Annotated in this window: 17 protein-coding genes; 10 read left to right on the top strand and 7 right to left on the bottom strand. The window is 71.6% G+C overall.

Translation table 11 applies throughout. From position 1 onward, the window contains the following. From ACWGJY_RS07795 to ACWGJY_RS07780, 4 genes are read left to right on the top strand one after another with little or no spacing between them, the layout of a single operon-like run. Positions 1 to 924 (top strand): hypothetical protein, encoded by a 924-nt coding sequence (locus ACWGJY_RS07795; protein ID WP_453259889.1) that lies wholly within the window; start codon positions 1 to 3, stop codon positions 922 to 924. Continuing rightward, entirely contained in the window at positions 917 to 2,215 is a 1,299-nt protein-coding gene (locus ACWGJY_RS07790) for a type III PLP-dependent enzyme (RefSeq protein ID WP_453259888.1), read from the top strand. The genes ACWGJY_RS07795 and ACWGJY_RS07790 overlap by 8 nt, the downstream gene beginning before the upstream one ends. Further along, positions 2,202 to 2,459, top strand: a complete 258-nt coding sequence (locus ACWGJY_RS07785; RefSeq protein ID WP_453259887.1) for an acyl carrier protein — start codon at positions 2,202 to 2,204, stop codon at positions 2,457 to 2,459. Before ACWGJY_RS07790 ends, ACWGJY_RS07785 begins: the two co-directional genes overlap by 14 nt. Beyond that, positions 2,456 to 3,958, top strand: a complete 1,503-nt coding sequence (locus tag ACWGJY_RS07780) for a class I adenylate-forming enzyme family protein (RefSeq protein WP_453259886.1) — start codon at positions 2,456 to 2,458, stop codon at positions 3,956 to 3,958. The genes ACWGJY_RS07785 and ACWGJY_RS07780 overlap by 4 nt, the downstream gene beginning before the upstream one ends. Before the next feature lie 210 nt (positions 3,959 to 4,168). Here the strand turns inward: ACWGJY_RS07780 and ACWGJY_RS07775 are convergent, their stop codons facing one another. Both ACWGJY_RS07775 and ACWGJY_RS07770 read right to left on the bottom strand, forming a co-directional pair. Then, positions 4,169 to 4,402, bottom strand: a complete 234-nt coding sequence (locus ACWGJY_RS07775; RefSeq protein ID WP_453259885.1) for a hypothetical protein — start codon at positions 4,400 to 4,402, stop codon at positions 4,169 to 4,171. Between the two features lie 7 nt (positions 4,403 to 4,409). Further along, entirely contained in the window at positions 4,410 to 5,042 is a 633-nt protein-coding gene (locus tag ACWGJY_RS07770; protein WP_453259994.1) for a TNT domain-containing protein, read from the bottom strand. A gap of 252 nt (positions 5,043 to 5,294) precedes the next feature. Here ACWGJY_RS07770 and ACWGJY_RS07765 point away from each other — a divergent pair, with 252 nt between their 5' ends. Further along, positions 5,295 to 5,549: a tetratricopeptide repeat protein gene (locus ACWGJY_RS07765; RefSeq protein ID WP_453259884.1), complete on the top strand. Its 255-nt coding sequence runs from the start codon at positions 5,295 to 5,297 to the stop codon at positions 5,547 to 5,549. A 69-nt stretch (positions 5,550 to 5,618) separates the two neighbouring features. Here ACWGJY_RS07765 and ACWGJY_RS07760 read toward each other — a convergent pair whose 3' ends face one another. From ACWGJY_RS07760 to ACWGJY_RS07750, 3 genes are all read right to left on the bottom strand, one after another. Then, positions 5,619 to 6,284, bottom strand: coding sequence for a DUF305 domain-containing protein (locus ACWGJY_RS07760; protein ID WP_453259883.1), 666 nt, complete (start codon positions 6,282 to 6,284; stop codon positions 5,619 to 5,621). Positions 6,285 to 6,368: 84 nt separating this feature from the next. Then, the gene (locus tag ACWGJY_RS07755) at positions 6,369 to 6,779 is read right to left on the bottom strand and encodes a DUF6153 family protein (RefSeq protein ID WP_453259993.1); all 411 of its coding nucleotides are present in this window, start codon (positions 6,777 to 6,779) and stop codon (positions 6,369 to 6,371) included. 181 nt (positions 6,780 to 6,960) lie between these two features. After that, the gene (locus tag ACWGJY_RS07750) at positions 6,961 to 7,524 is read right to left on the bottom strand and encodes a universal stress protein (protein WP_453259882.1); all 564 of its coding nucleotides are present in this window, start codon (positions 7,522 to 7,524) and stop codon (positions 6,961 to 6,963) included. A 307-nt stretch (positions 7,525 to 7,831) separates the two neighbouring features. On the opposite strand from ACWGJY_RS07750, the gene ACWGJY_RS07745 reads away from it, so the two are divergent. Then, positions 7,832 to 7,921: a K(+)-transporting ATPase subunit F gene (locus ACWGJY_RS07745; protein WP_128510807.1), complete on the top strand. Its 90-nt coding sequence runs from the start codon at positions 7,832 to 7,834 to the stop codon at positions 7,919 to 7,921. A 326-nt stretch (positions 7,922 to 8,247) separates the two neighbouring features. Here ACWGJY_RS07745 and ACWGJY_RS07740 read toward each other — a convergent pair whose 3' ends face one another. Then, entirely contained in the window at positions 8,248 to 8,865 is a 618-nt protein-coding gene (locus ACWGJY_RS07740; RefSeq protein WP_453259881.1) for a class I SAM-dependent methyltransferase, read from the bottom strand. A 215-nt stretch (positions 8,866 to 9,080) separates the two neighbouring features. Further along, positions 9,081 to 9,659 (bottom strand): TetR/AcrR family transcriptional regulator, encoded by a 579-nt coding sequence (locus ACWGJY_RS07735; RefSeq protein ID WP_453259880.1) that lies wholly within the window; start codon positions 9,657 to 9,659, stop codon positions 9,081 to 9,083. 375 nt (positions 9,660 to 10,034) lie between these two features. On the opposite strand from ACWGJY_RS07735, the gene ACWGJY_RS07730 reads away from it, so the two are divergent. The 4 genes from ACWGJY_RS07730 to ACWGJY_RS07715 all read left to right on the top strand — a co-directional run bounded on the left by ACWGJY_RS07730 (position 10,035) and on the right by ACWGJY_RS07715 (position 15,132). Next, positions 10,035 to 10,637 carry a 2Fe-2S iron-sulfur cluster-binding protein gene (locus ACWGJY_RS07730; protein ID WP_453259879.1) on the top strand — a complete coding sequence of 201 codons (603 nt, stop codon included), beginning with the start codon at positions 10,035 to 10,037 and terminating at the stop codon, positions 10,635 to 10,637. Beyond that, positions 10,634 to 11,626: an FAD binding domain-containing protein gene (locus ACWGJY_RS07725; RefSeq protein WP_453259878.1), complete on the top strand. Its 993-nt coding sequence runs from the start codon at positions 10,634 to 10,636 to the stop codon at positions 11,624 to 11,626. The genes ACWGJY_RS07730 and ACWGJY_RS07725 overlap by 4 nt, the downstream gene beginning before the upstream one ends. Then, complete coding sequence (locus ACWGJY_RS07720) at positions 11,623 to 13,824, top strand: xanthine dehydrogenase family protein molybdopterin-binding subunit (RefSeq protein WP_453259877.1); 2,202 nt, start codon at positions 11,623 to 11,625, stop codon at positions 13,822 to 13,824. The genes ACWGJY_RS07725 and ACWGJY_RS07720 overlap by 4 nt, the downstream gene beginning before the upstream one ends. 102 nt (positions 13,825 to 13,926) lie before the next feature. Then, positions 13,927 to 15,132, top strand: coding sequence for an XdhC family protein (locus ACWGJY_RS07715; protein WP_453259876.1), 1,206 nt, complete (start codon positions 13,927 to 13,929; stop codon positions 15,130 to 15,132). Positions 15,133 to 15,436 lie beyond the last annotated feature (304 nt).

The following is a 15,436-nucleotide window of genomic DNA, read 5'->3' as shown; positions in this document are numbered from 1 at the left end:
ATGAGCCACCCCCTTGTACAGGGTTCCTACGGCCCACTGGCCTGGGTCGCCGACGCGATGCACGGCATGTACCCCGGCCGCGAGCGCCACCTCCGGCAGCTCGGGCTGCGCCCGGCGGACGACGAGATCAGCACACAGGTGCCCGTGGTCGGTCTGCTGGGCGCCGCTGACTGGCGCGCTGCCACCTGTGTGCTGGCCTCGCCGTGCATCGACCACTCGTCAGGGCGGGTATCCGCTCTCACCGCTTCCGTCGCCGGCGACCTCCTGATCGGGCTCCATGTGGCAGAGGCGCTCGGACTGCCGATGGTCAGCTTCCTCGGGAGCGGGGAGGAAACGCACTTGGTGCCCGGCGGCGAGGACCGGTGCGCGGACTGGCGACGGGTCGCCGAGCACGTCGCCGGCCTCGGGGCCCGTTGGGCGCGGGGCCAGGTCGACGCGACGTTCGTACGCACCGGTGAGCCGGTCGCATGGGCCACCCTCGGCGAACAGACTGCGGCGGACCACGATCGTGTCGCCCAGGGCGGCCTCGACGGCCTGCACCGCCTCGCCGATGACATCCCGTATCCACGGGGGACCCGTTTCACCTATCTGTACGACTACTACCGGTCCAACATCTCGCACTACCGCCGGCCCGTCATCGAGGCGCTGGCGGACGTCGACACCGCACATGTACTGGTGGTCGAGAATGTGCAGCAGATCAAGTGCGTGGCCCTGGCCCGTGCGCTGAACGACGCCGACGGCATCCGCACCAGCCACCTGGTGACCTGCCCGGTACCGGACGTCACCAACAGCGTCCGGGTGAGCCGGGCCGAGCCCCGGCACCGCATCATGCTCGCGGACGTCCTGGACGGGCAGCCGCCCGGCAGCACGCCCTACGGGGCGTTCCTGTCGGCCCTGCGTGACCGCTTCGATGCGCATGACTGACCCCGGCGCCGCGACGTGGGACGAGCAGCTGGCCCGGCGCTACCCCGGCCCTGTGTACGTGTACGACCTGGACCGGGTGGCGGCCGCCGCGGGGGACCTGCGCGCGGCGCTGCCGGCTCCGAGCCTCGTCTACTACTCCCTCAAGGCCAACCCGCACGACGACGTCGTACGCGCGCTGCGGACCGCCGGCTGCCGCGCGGAGATCAGCTCGACGGGAGAGCTGGCCGGGGCGCTCGGTGCCGGGTTCCGCGGCGCCGAATGCCTGTACACGGGCCCCGGGAAGACGGATGGGGAGATCGCGCACGCCGTGCGGCACGGCGTCCTCGACTTCTCCGTGGAATCGGTGCACGAACTGCGGCGGATCGACCGCATCGCGGCCGCCCAGGGCCGCCGGGCCGGTGTGCTGCTGCGCGTGAACGGAGAGCGTGCGGCCCCGGCCGGCGGCATGCATATGACCGGTTCGCCCTCGCAGTTCGGGATCGACGTGGAACTCCTCGGTCCCGCGGTCGCAGCGGCCGCGGGGTGTCCGGCGATCGACCTCACCGGACTCCACCTGTTCTCGATGACCAACGCCGTGGACGAACCGAGCCTGATCCGAGAACTCCGGCGCAGCATCACGACTGCCGCCGCGGTGTGTGAACGGTACGGGCTCGCACCGCGGATGCTGGACCTCGGCGGCGGGTTCGCCGCTCCCTACACGCAGTCCGGCCGGCGGCCCGGCTACCCCGGCCTGGCGCAGGCACTCCGGCAGGAACTCGACCTGCGGTTCCCCGGCTGGAGCACGGGCGCCCCCGCGATCGCCTTCGAGTCCGGCAGATATCTCGTCGCCGACTGCGGCACGCTGATCTGTACCGTCACCGAGGTCAAGAACAGCAGGGGAAAGCAGTTCATCGTGCTCGACGCGGGGATCAATGCGCTCGGAGGACTCTCGGGGACGGGGAGGCTGCTTCCGCTGTCCGTGGAGCCTGTCGGTATGCCGCGGGCAGCCGGCACGTCCGACGGAGCCCAGGGCGTCGGCCCGGCCATGACGTCGGCCCGTGTCGTCGGGCCGCTGTGCACACCGGCCGACCTGCTCGGGCGGGACGTGCCGGTACCGCGACTGCGGCCCGGCGACCGGATCGCCATCCCGAACGTCGGCGCCTACGGCCTGACCACCGGCCTGCTCGGCTTCCTCGGCAGGCCTGCCCCGACCGAACTGGTGGTACGCGGACGGAGCGTTGTCTCCGCGTCCCGCCTGGAGCTGATACGTGTGCCTGTCGACAGGGAGTGGGAAGACGATGCCGTGGGATGACCGGTTCGAGGCACTGCTGCGCGCTGCGCTGCCCTATCTCTCCCCGGACGAGCCGCTACCGCCCGATGCCGAGCTCGTCGGCCTCGGCATCGACTCCATGGCCGCGGTCGAGCTGCTGAGCACCCTGGAACAGGCATATGATGTGCGGTTCCCGGACGAAAGCCTCCACCGCGAGACCTTCCGCACCGCAAGCACCTTGTGGTCGGTCCTGAGCCCGCTGTTCTCCCAGGAGCCGACACCGTGACCGCCGAGGCGCGGCAGGGGCCGGCCCTCCGCCATGTCATCGACGTACTGGACCACGCTGCGGCTGCACACGGTGGTGAGGCCGCCGTGACCGACGACCACGGGGACTGGAGCTACTCCCAACTCGCCCACCACAGCCGGAGGTTCGCCCGATGGCTGCGCCGCACGGGCGTGTCCGCGGGGGACCGTGTGGTGGTGCACGCCGCCGTGCGCCGCGAATTCGTCGCCATGCTCTACGGCTGTCTGCGGGCGGGGGCGGTCTTCGTACCGCTCGGCCCCGCGATCACGGCATACCAGCTGGGCCAGGTCATCGGGGACGCCGAACCCCGCCTGATCATCACTGACCGGATGCCTCCCGGCCCGGCAGCGGCCACGGTGTGGAGCCCCCAGGACCTCTGGGCAGAGCTCCGGCGAACGGACGGCCCGATGCCGGACCCCTGTGCCGAAGCCGAAGTCGCCCCGGCGGACGCGGCGTTGCTGATCTACACCTCCGGCAGCACCGCCGCGCCCAAAGCGGTCGTCTCTCCGCACGAGCGGGTGCTGTGGGCGGCACGGGCCGTCGCGGCGCGGCTGCGCTACCAGGCGGACGACGTCGTCCTCTGCCGCTTGCCCCTCGCCTTCGACTACGGCCTCTACCAGGTCTTCCTGTGCGCTCTGGCAGGGGCCCGGCTGGTGCTGCTCTCCCAGGCGGCGGATCTGCGGCTGGCCGCCGTCGCGCGGGAGTGCGGCGCCACCGTGGTGCCGTTGGTGCCCTCGCTCGCGACGATGCTCCTGCACAGTGCCCGGCGCGACCCCGGACCGAGCCGGATCCGCCTGTTCACCAACACCGGTGAAGAGCTCCCCCGGGAAGTGCTCGCCCAACTGCGCGAGCACTTCCCCCGCGCGGGCATCCAGTTGATGTACGGAACCACCGAGTGCAAGCGGATCTCCATACTGGAGGCCGACGGCGACCTGCGCAGGCCTGGCTCCGTGGGCCGCGCGCTCGACGGCACCCGCATCCGCATCCTGGCCGCCGACGGCTGCCCCGCCGGACCCGGCGAGACGGGCGAGATCGTGGTCAGCGGACCGCACGTGATGGCCGGGTACTGGCGGGCACCCGAGCAGACCGCCGCGCGCTTCAGGACCGACCTGGACACCGGCGAGGTGTGGCTGCACACCGGGGATTTTGGACACCTCGACGGCGACGGCTATCTCTCCTTCCACGGTCGCGGCGACGGCATGTTCAAGCGCCACGGCGTGCGCACCAGCGCGGCCGAGATCGAGTCCGCCGCCCGGGACATACCAGGGGTGAGCCACGCGGTGCTGCTGCCCCCGACCGACCGCCGCGACATGCTGCTCTGCGTGGTCACGACACTGACGCCCGCCGAGGTGCTGCGCCACCTCGGCGGGCTGCTGGACCCGGCACGCGTGCCCGACCGGTGCCGGGTCTTCGACCGGTTTCCGCTCAGCTCCAACGGAAAGACCGACCGGGCCTGGCTGTCCCGGCACGCGGCCGGCTGAGGTCCGCTCGCCGAGCACCGTGGTGCTCCCGGTACTCCCGGGGCTCCCGGTGTTCCCGGTGCTTCCTTCGGCCGGGCTTTCCACCCTGCCCCCGATCCCCAGGCGGCCAAGGGTCGGCACTCCCTGAGGTGCACTCGGCACACGTGCAGGCGATGGCCGGCGAAATCCCGGTAGCCGGCTGGTCGGCTGGTCGGCTTCGCGCGTCAGGATTCATATCAGCAGCCGCAACAGATGGGCGCAGGCCGCCTCTTCGCTCGGATGGCGCGAGATGGTCTGGCAGGTGCCACGTTCGTAGGCCCCGGTCTCCCACGCTCCGTCCCGAGCTCTCCGCAGAAAAAGGAAGTCGGGGGGCGTGGGGCCGGGTTCATGGACACCTTCGATGCGGTAGTAGCCGTTGGCCACCCCAGCCGCATCCAGGGCGGCGCGCAGTTCGCGGCGGTCCACGGCTGCGCTACGGCTGCACCGAGGCGAGGTAGCCGTGCTCCAGCAGCCACTTCACGTTCAGTCGCTGTCCTTCACCGGGGTTGAGGAACACGGGATCGAGCTTGATCTGCTCACCTCCGCCCGGCTGCTCGAACCAGGGGGCGATGCTGCCCTCCCATACCCAGAGCGGCTTGGTGACCTTGTAGACGTGGTAGTCGCACGGTGCCGTCGCCGCACGCGTGTTGAGGTTCTGCGGGGGCAGTGCCCGCGCGGCGTACCGGTCACCGGCCGGCGCCAGATAGGAGCCGTACTCGGATCCGAAACGGTCGAGCCGCTCGCCCGCGCGGAGCTTTGTGGGTTCCTTGTCGATCTCGCCGTTGACCTCCGCGAACCCGTCGTTCGGCGGGTACTTCCAGCTGCCGCTGTCCGCGGGACCCTGCCAGTACTTCTGGAGGAAGGCCGAAGGCGTCAGCGCCCCGGTCCGCTTCCACCCGTTCAGGAGCGGGCCCACCGGTGCCTGCCACTTCTTCGGCAGCGACTCCGGCCCCAAGCGGGCCTCGCCGTGGTACTCCCCGGTGCAGGGTGCGGGCCGCGGCGGAGCGGACGGACGGCCCCGGTCCGGGTGGTGCGGGGCGGCAGCCGCGGCGGGGGCCGTCGCCATGGCCACGGCGATGCCGAGGGCGGCAAATACCGTGCGGAAGGTGCGGGTTCGCTTCACTCAGGAGTCTCCTCACATGCTGAATGACCGGTGGAATACCCGATCGGACCATCACTTACGCAAGGTAATGGATCAGCAACGACGGGTCCTCGAAAATGCCGCAAAAGGTGAAAGGCGCCGATGTGTTCAGGCCGCGCGTATGACGGGCGGTATCGCCGCAAGTCCTGATCGCCGGCGTACGTGGTGGACCGGAGGTTGCGTTCACGCACGCGGAGCACCCGCCATCAGCGGGGGAGGTTCCTCGCGTGGGACGGTCAACTCGACGAGGGGCTCCGTCACCTGGACGAGGCGATCGTCGACCGGAGCAGCTTCCACGGCCCCGACCACCCGCGGACCTGGCCTCCTGCCGCGCGCATGCCACCGTCGGCTCCCGCATCCCGTGCTCCCCGTATCCCGGTCCGGGAGATGCCCGCTCCGGCGCTGTGCATCGAGCAGGGCTCCGAGGCATGACCGTGGTCCGCCGGCAGCGTGGTGGCTGTCGGCGGACCACGGTCAGACCGTACGGGGCGCTGCCGGCGGTCAGCCCTTGCCGAGCAGCTTGTTCATCTGCGCGATCTCCGCGCTCTGACTCTTGATGACGGAGTCGGCCAGCACCTTCGCCGGGCCGTAGGCACCCTTGTCCTTCTCGACGGCGGCCATTTTCACCGCGCCTTGGTGGTGCCCGACCATCATCTCCAGGAAGGAGGTGTCGAAGGCCCTGCCCGACTTCCTCTTGAGCGAGTCCATCTCCTTCGTGTCCCTCATGCCGGGCATGGCTGTGTGGGACGAGTGGTCCATGCCGGGCATGGCCGTGTGGGACGAGTGATCCATGCCGGGCATCTCCTCGGGCACTTGCCCGCCCCAGGCGGCCAGCCACCCGGACAGGGTCCTGATCTCCGGGTCCTGGGCCTTCTTGATCTTGACGGCGAGTGCCTTGACCTGGCTCGACGAGGCTCGGGAGGCGGCCAGATCGGCCATTTCGACGGCCTGCCGGTGGTGCGGGATCATGCCCTTCGCAAACGCCACGTCGGCGGCGTTGTGCTTGCCGGACGGGATCGGCGCGCCGGAGGAGGCAGGCTTCGACGGGGAGTTGTGGCCGGTGGGGGCGGCGACGTCGCTCTTGCCGCATGCGGCCAGTGCCACGGCGGAGAGGGCGGTTGCCGCAACGAGTGCGATGCGGCGTGCGAGGGGACGGATGGGCTCCATGTGAACTCCTGAGAAGTGGTGTCGGAAGACATGCCAGTGGGCGGCACCGGCCCCCGGTGGGGGATGCGTGCCGTCCGGGCCTTCCTAAATCCGCAGGAGTTGAAGTTCGGCAAGAGATGGCGGTGCTCGCCCGCCGTCCTGGCCCGTCTGCTCGCCCGCGCCTGCCGGCTGAGCAGGGCGTACGGGGCTGAGCGGGGAACGGACCAGGGCGTGGGGCGTCGGCGGTCCGTCCAGCGCACCGGAAGCGCATGTCGGATCCGCGTGATGGACGTGCCCGCTGCCGCCGCAGTCATCCGTTCCATGGCAGTGCCCATGAGCGGTCGCCGTGACGGCCATACGGTGTGCGTGCGGACGCGGTGGCGCGGCGAGGGCGGGACCGAGTGCGTGCATGCCCAACAGACCAGCCAGCAGTCCGAGCACCAGCAGCGCACGCCACCGACGGGCGGGCGGCGGCACTTCGTACCGGTCATGCCGGTTGTGCCGGCGCTGGCGCATCACGCCCCCATGTTAGACAGCGGGGTGAAGGGTGCGTCCGCCGGTGTCGAGGGGCGGGCCAGGCTCGCGGGCAGGCCCAGGCCCAGGCCCCAGACCCAGGGGTAGACCCGGTGCCGGTGCCAGATGCTGCGGTCCGCTCGCGTTCGGTTCGGCGAGGTGCGCGGCGCTGAAGGCGGCACCGTCAGTCCGCCAACTCCTTTGTGCTGAGCGGAAGTTTCCATGTATTGCGGCGGTGTACGGCATCGAGTGTGTGGTGCAGAGGCGAGGGGGGCACGGTAAGGACCGGGCAGTGGGCGCGTGCGACGCAGTACCGGGCGACGGAGGGCCACAGCGCCCGGCGCAGCGGGCCGCGGGCTCCGGCGCCGAGTACCAGGAGATCACCGGCCTGATCGGCGGTCTCCACCAGTACCCGTCCCGGTTTGCCGAGGATGACCACGCGCTCCAGTGGCACCCCGGGGGCAGTGCTGCCGAAGGCGGTGTCGAGAGCCTCCAGCAGGCGCTCGCCCGCCATCCGGCGCCATGCGGCCATGGGTTCCGGGCAAGGGCCGCCGCGGTGGGTGATTTCGCCGCCGGGCGGTTCCCAGGCCGCTACGGCCCACAGTTCCGCGCCGGTACGACGGGCCTCGGCAGCGGCCCGGTGCAGGGCCGTCAGACTCCCCAGCGAACCGCTCACGCCGGCCACGACGCGCCGACCGCCCGGTCTGTTCATGGGGCCACGCTCCTCGTCCTCCTCTGTCGCGTTCATGTCTCGCCTCATCGAAATACCGCCGGCGCAGCGGTCGCGGCTTGTTGGCGTTTCCCTGACGCGGGGAGCGGAGACCATGACGACTCCATGACGATGGCCGGCGCGCTCGCGCCCAGGACGGTACTGCGTGCCGGACTGCACCGGTCGGGCGTATGTGCCGTTCGGATTCCGTTAAGGGACCGGCGTCGGTCTTCGTGCGGCGCCACGTCGGGAGACACGGTGGAGAAATGTTGAGGAGTCGTTCGGGGGTGCGCGGAGAATCGAGGAGGACCGTGATGCGCGGAGTGTTGATGCCGGTGGTGGTGTCGTGAGCGTGGAGCGTGTGGTGGGTCTGCTGGTGGCGGCGGCGCTGGTGGGGCTTCTCGTGGTCGTCGTCAAGTTCCCGGACCGATTCTGAGGTGTCGCCGCCCCGGTGGTGGGGAGTCCGGCCGTCCGGGGGCTCAGCTCGCCGCGTCGGCCCTTGAGGAATTCCCCTTCCGCGGTGTGTCGGCCTCCCTCACCCATCACGGCACCTCCGCGGCCTGAAGAGACGACCACTCCTACGACCACTCCTACAACCACCCCTACGCCCGTACCGCCCGTTACGGCGACCGGCACCCGGACCATCTCGCGGCCGGTGGCGCGGGCGTCCCACGGGTGGTGGCGGGGGCGCATTCCACGCTTCGGCCGGCCGGACACTGGACACCCGTCACCCGTCACCCGTCACCCGACACCCGACGCGTTTCACCGCACGGCCTTGTAGACGACGAGGCTTTGCCGGTCGGTGCGGGTGACGTCGGTGAAGTGCTTCCTCAGAGTGCTTTCGACGCGGGTGAGCTTGTCTTCGGGCAGCCGCAGTCGCCGGGTGAGAGGCCCCGGGGACACCCCGCCGTGCCACGCGATCACCACCGTGCCTCCTGGGCGCAGGACGCGGTGCAGCTCCCGCAGCCCGGCGTCCAGATCGGGCCAGATGCCCACGTTGTTGACCGACGCGACACGGTCCATGCTCCGGTCGGCGAGGCCGGTGCGGTCCGCCGTACCGAGGGTCAGGAGGACCCGGCCGGCGCGGACCGCACCGCGGTTGGCCCTGGCGGCGGCATGGCGCATCTCGGGTGAGGGATCCACGCCCCGGATGACGGCGGCCTCGGTCCGGGCGACCAGCAGCCGTACCAGCCCACCGGGTCCGTACCCCACCTCCAGAACCCGGTCTCCCGGCTGGACGTCCAGGGCGTCGACCACGTCGTCCTGTCTGTTGGTCCAGCGCATGAACCGCCCGGCGAGGCGCCCGCGTGTGCCGTGGGGGCGCGCGAACGGCGAGGTGACGGGCCGGTTCGCGGCCCACGAACGCGGATATGTGTCCATACCTGCAGGATGCTGCTTGTTGCCGCGCACGCCGTGAACCGGCCCACGGACGGCTCCGGGGCGTCCCCCGCATGATCGAATCCCTGGACCTGAAGAGGCGTCAGGGGCTTCTTCGAGGCGCTTGCGGCCGGGCACGGCCGACGACCCGGGTGCGGACTCATGCCCCGGGTACGGGCCCATGCCCCGGGGCGCGGACTCACGCCCCGGGTACGGACTCACTTCCCGGGAGCGCCGGCGCGCAGTCCGTCCATGACGAGGTCCAGGAGGCGTTCGGCGCGCGACTGCCAGTCACCGTGGGGATCGATCTGCCACAGGCCTGCGATGGCGAGCAGGAAGTCCTCGGGGGTCACCCCCGGTCGGATGGTGCCGGCCTCTGCGTTCGCCGTCAGCAGGAGGGTGACGGCTGAGGTGACGGGGCCGTGTCCCAGGCCGGCCAGGGTGTGCTGCTCGGCGGTGGCCCGGCGCATCGCGTCGGCCAGGCCGGCCTTGGCCATGGCGTACTGGGCGAGGCGGTCCATCCACTCCCGCAGGGCCCGGTCGGGGGAGCGGCTCTCCAGCAGCTGGGCCGCGGTGTCGGCGACCTGCTGGACTTCGTAGCGGTAGACCTCCAGTACCAGCGACTCCCGATTGGGGAAGTTGCGGTAGAAGGTCCCTTGCCCGACGCCTGCCTTTTTCGCGATCGAGCTGAGCGGGGCGTCGGCGCAGCGGGTCAGCTCCGCCAGGGCCACTTCGAGGATGCGTTCGCGGTTCCGTTGCGCGTCCGAGCGCAATGGTGCGTCCTTCTTCTGCTGCACTCGTCCTCCTTCCGGAATCACGCAGAACCGGCTTGCTAACCGGACAGCTGTCCGGTAGGTTTACAAGGTAATGGACAGTTGTCCGCTTAGGCTCACCATAGCGGCAGTTGCGGCTGCTGTGGACGACCGGTGGCCACCATGACCCGCTCCTCGCCCACCATGCACTCCGTCGGCGCCCGAGCTGACGCCGCTGCGCACCACGCTGTCTCCTCCTCAACCGCTCCCGAACCGTCTCCGGGACCGTCTCGCCCGACGCTCTCGCTCCCGCGTGACAGCGACTGCTCGGCCTCCGGACCTTGCCACGTCGGCATCAGGGCCCGCGCCCCGAAGCCCGCCGCGCCTCACCTGCGCGGCATACGCGAAAGAAGGCTGATCATGGCCCTATCGACGTCCAGCGCCATCACCTTGAACATCAACGGCGAGAAGCACTCGCTGCCCGTCGACCACCGCACCACACTGCTCGACGCACTGCGCGACCATCTCGATCTCACCGGCACCAAAAAGGGCTGTGACCACGGCCAGTGCGGCGCTTGTACGGTGCTGCTCGACGGGCGCCGGGTCGTCTCGTGCCTCCAGCTCGCGGTGGCTGCCGAGGGGCGGGTGATCACCACCATCGAGGGCGTGGCGGAGGGGGAGCGGCTGCATCCGGTGCAGCAGGCGTTCCTCGATCTCGACGGCTACCAGTGCGGCTACTGCACACCGGGGCAGATCTGCTCGGCCATCGCGGTGATCGAGGAGCACGCCGCGGGCTGGCCGAGTGCCGTGACCGATGACGTACGGCCCGAGGCGGGAGTGCCGCCGCTCACCGCCGACGAGATCCGGGAGCGGATGAGCGGCAATCTGTGCCGCTGCGGCGCGTATGTATCGATCGTGCAGGCGGTCGCGCAGGCGGCCGAGGCCGGGGCGGCGCCGTCTGCTCCCCCGTCACGGCAGGCCGGTGGCCCTGCCGGCACGGAAGATGTGGAGATGACGGCATGAGGGAATTCGGCTATCAGCGCGCCTTCGACGTCCCCGGCGCGGTCGCGCTGCTCGGCGCCGATCCCGATGCGCGCTGCCTCGGCGGCGGCACCAACCTCGTCGACCTGATGAAGGCCGGGGTGGAACGGCCCGCGCAGCTCATCGACGTACGTGAACTGCCCCTCGGCCGGATCGAGGCCGCGGACGGCGGCGGTCTGCACATCGGTGCGACCGTCACCAACAGCGAGCTCGCCGCCCACCCCGAAGTACGGCGCCATTACCCGGCGTTGGCACAGGCCGTGCTGTCCGGTGCCTCGGGACAGCTGCGCAATATGGCCACGGTCGGCGGGAATCTGCTCCAGCGCACCCGCTGCGGCTACTTCACCGACGTGACCAAGCCGTGCAACAAGCGCGTCCCGGGCAGCGGCTGTCCCGCCATCGAGGGCGAACACCACAACCATGCGATCCTCGGCGCCTCCGAGCACTGTGTGGCCGTCCACCCGTCGGACATGGGGGTGGCGCTCACCGCCTTCGACGCCGTCGTCCGGTTCGAAACGGCAGACGGCCCGGGGGAGTTGCCACTTGCGGAGTTCTATCTGCCGGTGGGCGACACCCCGCACCTGGAAACCGCGCTGCCGCCCGGCGCACTGATCACCGGCCTCACCCTGCCGCCGGCTCCCGTCGCTGCCGTCTCCCGCTACCGGAAGGTGCGCGAGCGCGCCTCCTACGCCTTCGCGATCGGGTCGATCGCCGCCGCCCTCGATGTCCGGGACGCAGCCGTACGCGAAGTACGCCTCGCCTTCGGGGCGGTGGCGTCCCGGCCGTGGCGGGCCCGGGAGGCCGAGCGGGCGCTGACCGGGGGCCCGGCGAACGCCGAAGCCTTCGCCGCCGCCGCGGATGCCGAGCTGGCCGCCGCCGAGACGCTGCCCCACAACGGATACAAGGTGACACTGATGCGCAATCTCGTCGTGGCCGTGTTGACCGAACTCGCCGAGGAGGCCGCGCGATGACCACGACAACGGACACCGTGCGGGTGGCACGGGCCTCCGGCACCGCCCACACCCGCCTGGAAGGCCGGGACAAGGTCACCGGCACGGCGCGCTACGCGGGGGAGATCCCGTTCGCCGAACTCGCCCACGGCTGGCTGGTGCTGTCCACCATCGCCCGCGGTCGCATCCGGTCCGTGGAGTCCGCCCCCGTACGGTCGATGCCCGGCGTCCTCGCCGTTCTGCACCACGGCAACGCCCCGCGTCTCAACGGGGACTACACGGGCTCGCTCGGGGCGCCCGACCCGGTCCTCCAGGTCTTCCAGCACGACCGGGTGCCGTACGTCGGCTGGCCGGTGGCGCTGGTCGTCGCCGAAACCCCCGAGCAGGCCAGGGAAGCGGCCGAAGCGCTGGCCGTTCGCTACGACCGGGAACCGCACGATGTCGCGTTCTCGGCCGGGCGCCCCGGTACGTACACACCGGAGAACTCCCCCAACGCGGCCGCGGAGACGGAGAAGGGGGACCTGGCGGCCGCATTCGCGGCGTCCGCCGTCGCCGTGGACACGCAGTACACCACTCCGGAAGAGCACCACAGCCCCTTGGAGCCGCACGCGGCGATGGCGCGCTGGGACAGCGGACGGCTCGAAGTCGTCGACTCCAATCAGGGCAGCAGGTTCGTGGCGGAGGAGCTCGCCCAGCTGTTCTCGCTCGACCCGGCCTCGGTGCGGGTGCGGTCCGAACACGTCGGCGGCGCCTTCGGGGCCAAGGCGACCCGCCCGCACGCAGTGCTGGCCGCGATGGCGGCGACCGTCCTCCACCGCCCGGTCCGGGTCGTCCTGACCCGCCGTCAGATGTTCTCCGTGGTCGGCTACCGAAGCCCCACGGTGCAGCGGGTCCGGCTCGGCGCCGATGCCGACGGGCGGCTGCGGGCGCTCGACCACCAGGCGGTCTCTCTCACCTCGACCGTGCGTGAATTCGTCGAGCGGAGCGCCGATTTCGGGCGGGCGATGTACGACGCCGACGCGCACCACACCGTCAACCGCGTCGTCCCGCTCGACGTGCCGACCCCGAGCTGGATGCGCGCGCCGGGGCTGGCGCCGGGCTCGTTCGCGATGGAGTCCGCACTCGACGAACTCGCCGAGAAGTGCGGCCTGGACCCGATCGCGCTGCGGGCACGCAATGAACCGGACGTGGGGCCGGTCTCCGGTCTTCCGTTCAGCGGCCGCAAGGTGCTCGCCTGCTTCCAGGAAGGCGCCCGCAGGTTCGGCTGGGCCGACCGGGACCCGCGCCCCGGCCTGCGACGCGAAGGGCGCTGGCTGCTCGGCACCGGTACGGCCGCCGCCGCGTTCCCCTCGCGGGCCGCCCGGTCCACGGCAGCCGTGACGGCCGAGGCGGACGGGACCTTCACCGTACGGATCACCGCGGCGGACGTGGGGACCGGGGCGCGCACCGCGCTGGTCCTGATCGCCGCGGACGCGCTGGAGGTGGAACCGGCGCGCATCCGGATGCGGATCGCCGACAGTGACTTCGGCCCGGCGATACTCGCCGGCGGCTCGATGGGCACCCGCTCCTGGGCCTGGGCGATCACGGCTGCGGTGGGCGAGCTGCGGGAGCGGCTGGCGCTGGGCGGTGCCATCCCGCCGCAGGGCATCACGGCACGGTCGGACACCGGCGCGGCCATCGGCGCACTGGCGGCGAAGGAACGGCATTCCTACGGGGCACAGTTCGCCGAGGTGGCGGTGGATGCCGCCAGCGGCGAGGTACGCGTACGGCGGATGCTCGGCATGTTCGCCGCGGGCCGGATCATCAACCCGCTGACCGCGCGCAGCCAGTTCATCGGCGGAATGACCTGGGGCCTGTCCATGGCGCTGCACGAGGAAGCGGCCAGGGACCAGGCGTCGGGCGGCCATGTCGGTGCCGACCTCGCGGGCTACCACTTCGCCGCGAACGCCGATGTACCGCTCATCGAGGCGGACTGGGTGGACGACCCGGACGAGGACGACCCGGTCGGGATCAAGGGCATCGGCGAGATCGGGATCGTGGGAGTCGCGGCGGCCATCGCCAATGCGGTCTGGCACGCGACCGGTGTACGCCACCGCCACCTGCCGCTCCGCCCGGACCGTGTCCTGCTGGCCGGGATCGGGGCCGGAACCGGGGCCGGGATGGAGGACGGAATCGGGGCCGGGCCCGGGGAGGGAATCGGGGGCGGCGGGACCGGCTGAGCCCGCACGGACGCCCGGGGGCCGGGCCCGGGGGCCGGCGGCCCGCTCCTGTCCCGCCGTACGGCGGAGCCCGCACCAGCCCAGGAACCACGAGGAGACCAGATGCTGGACATCGCCGACGAGTTGAACCGATGGATGGCGGAGGGGCGGGACTTCGCCGTCGCCACCGTCGTGGCCGTCGCCGGCAGCGCGCCGCGCAGCCCCGGCGCCGCCCTCGCCGTCGACAGCCGGGGCGTGGCGATCGGCTCGGTCTCCGGCGGCTGTGTGGAAGCCGCGGTGTACGACCTGTGCACCCAGGCGCTCCAGGACGGCGCGACGCTGCTGGAACGGTTCGGCTACAGCGCCGAGGACGCCTTTGCGGTGGGACTGACCTGCGGCGGGGTCATCGAGGTCCTGGTCACTCCGGTGACGGCGGAAGCGCCGGGCCGCGCGGTGTTCGCGGCGGCGCTGTCGGCCGCCGCCGGGGGAGAGCCGGCGGCAGTCGCCCGGGTGGCCCGGGGGCCGGCCGAACTGCTCGGCCGGGCACTGCTCGTCCACCCCGACGGCTCGTACGAAGGCGGTCTCGGCGGGCATCCTGAGCTGGACCGCACGGCGGTGGCGGAGACCCGCGCCATGCTGGACGCGGGCCGCACCGGCGCGCTCACCGTCCCGGAGGGCGAATCGTGCGGTGCGGCCGGCCTGACGCTGTTCGTCGAGTCGAGCGCGCCACCACCCCGCATGATCGTCTTCGGCGCCATCGACTTCGCCGCGGCGCTGGTGCGTACGGGCAAGTTCCTCGGCTACCACGTCACCGTGTGCGACGCCCGCCCCGTCTTCGTCACCCGGGTCCGCTTCCCGGAGGCCGACGACATCGTGGTCGACTGGCCGCACCGCTACCTCCAGCGCACCGAGACCGACGGCCGCACCGTCCTGTGCGTGCTCACCCACGACGCCAAATTCGACATTCCCCTGCTGCAGGTGGCCCTGCGGCTGCCGGTCGCCTTCATCGGCGCGATGGGCTCGCGCCGCACCCACGAAGACCGCAACCGCAGGCTCCGCGAAGCCGGCGTCACCGCTCCCGAACTGGCCCGCCTCCACTCGCCGATCGGCCTCGACCTCGGCGCCCGCACCCCCGAGGAAACCGCCCTGTCCATCGCGGCCGAGATCGTCGCGGCACGACGGGGCGGCACAGGCGCCCCGCTGACCGGCTCACGGACACCGATTCATCGGGACCGGGACCGGGACCGGGACCGGGATCGAGTCCGGGACCGGGACCGGGATCAGGGTGAGGGGGGAAGCCGGGCAGGCGGGGCGCGGGCGGTGGCGTGAGCCGGATCGTGCCGGCCGCGGCCGGGCATGTCGGGTGGAGGCGCCGCGGCCATGGGCCGATCCGGGCGGGGCGCTTCATTCTTCGCCGCTCGCACCGGCGGCTGCGATCCCTCGCGGCGGCATGATCCGTCTGCCGTCTGCCGTCTGCCGTCTGCCGTCTGCCGTCTGCCGTCTGCCGTCCGTCCGCCCGTGCGCGAGGTAGCGGACGCGAGGTGACGGAGGCGGTTCTCCTTCCGTCGTTCCCGGTCGACCCGTACAGGACGAGGGGTTGAGGTCAGGAAGGGGCGGGCGTGTCAGGCCCGCC

Source organism: Streptomyces sp. NPDC054765 (assembly GCF_053612065.1).
The sequence above is the reverse complement of the archived record's forward strand: the minus strand, read 5'-3'. Positions and strand labels throughout refer to the sequence as shown.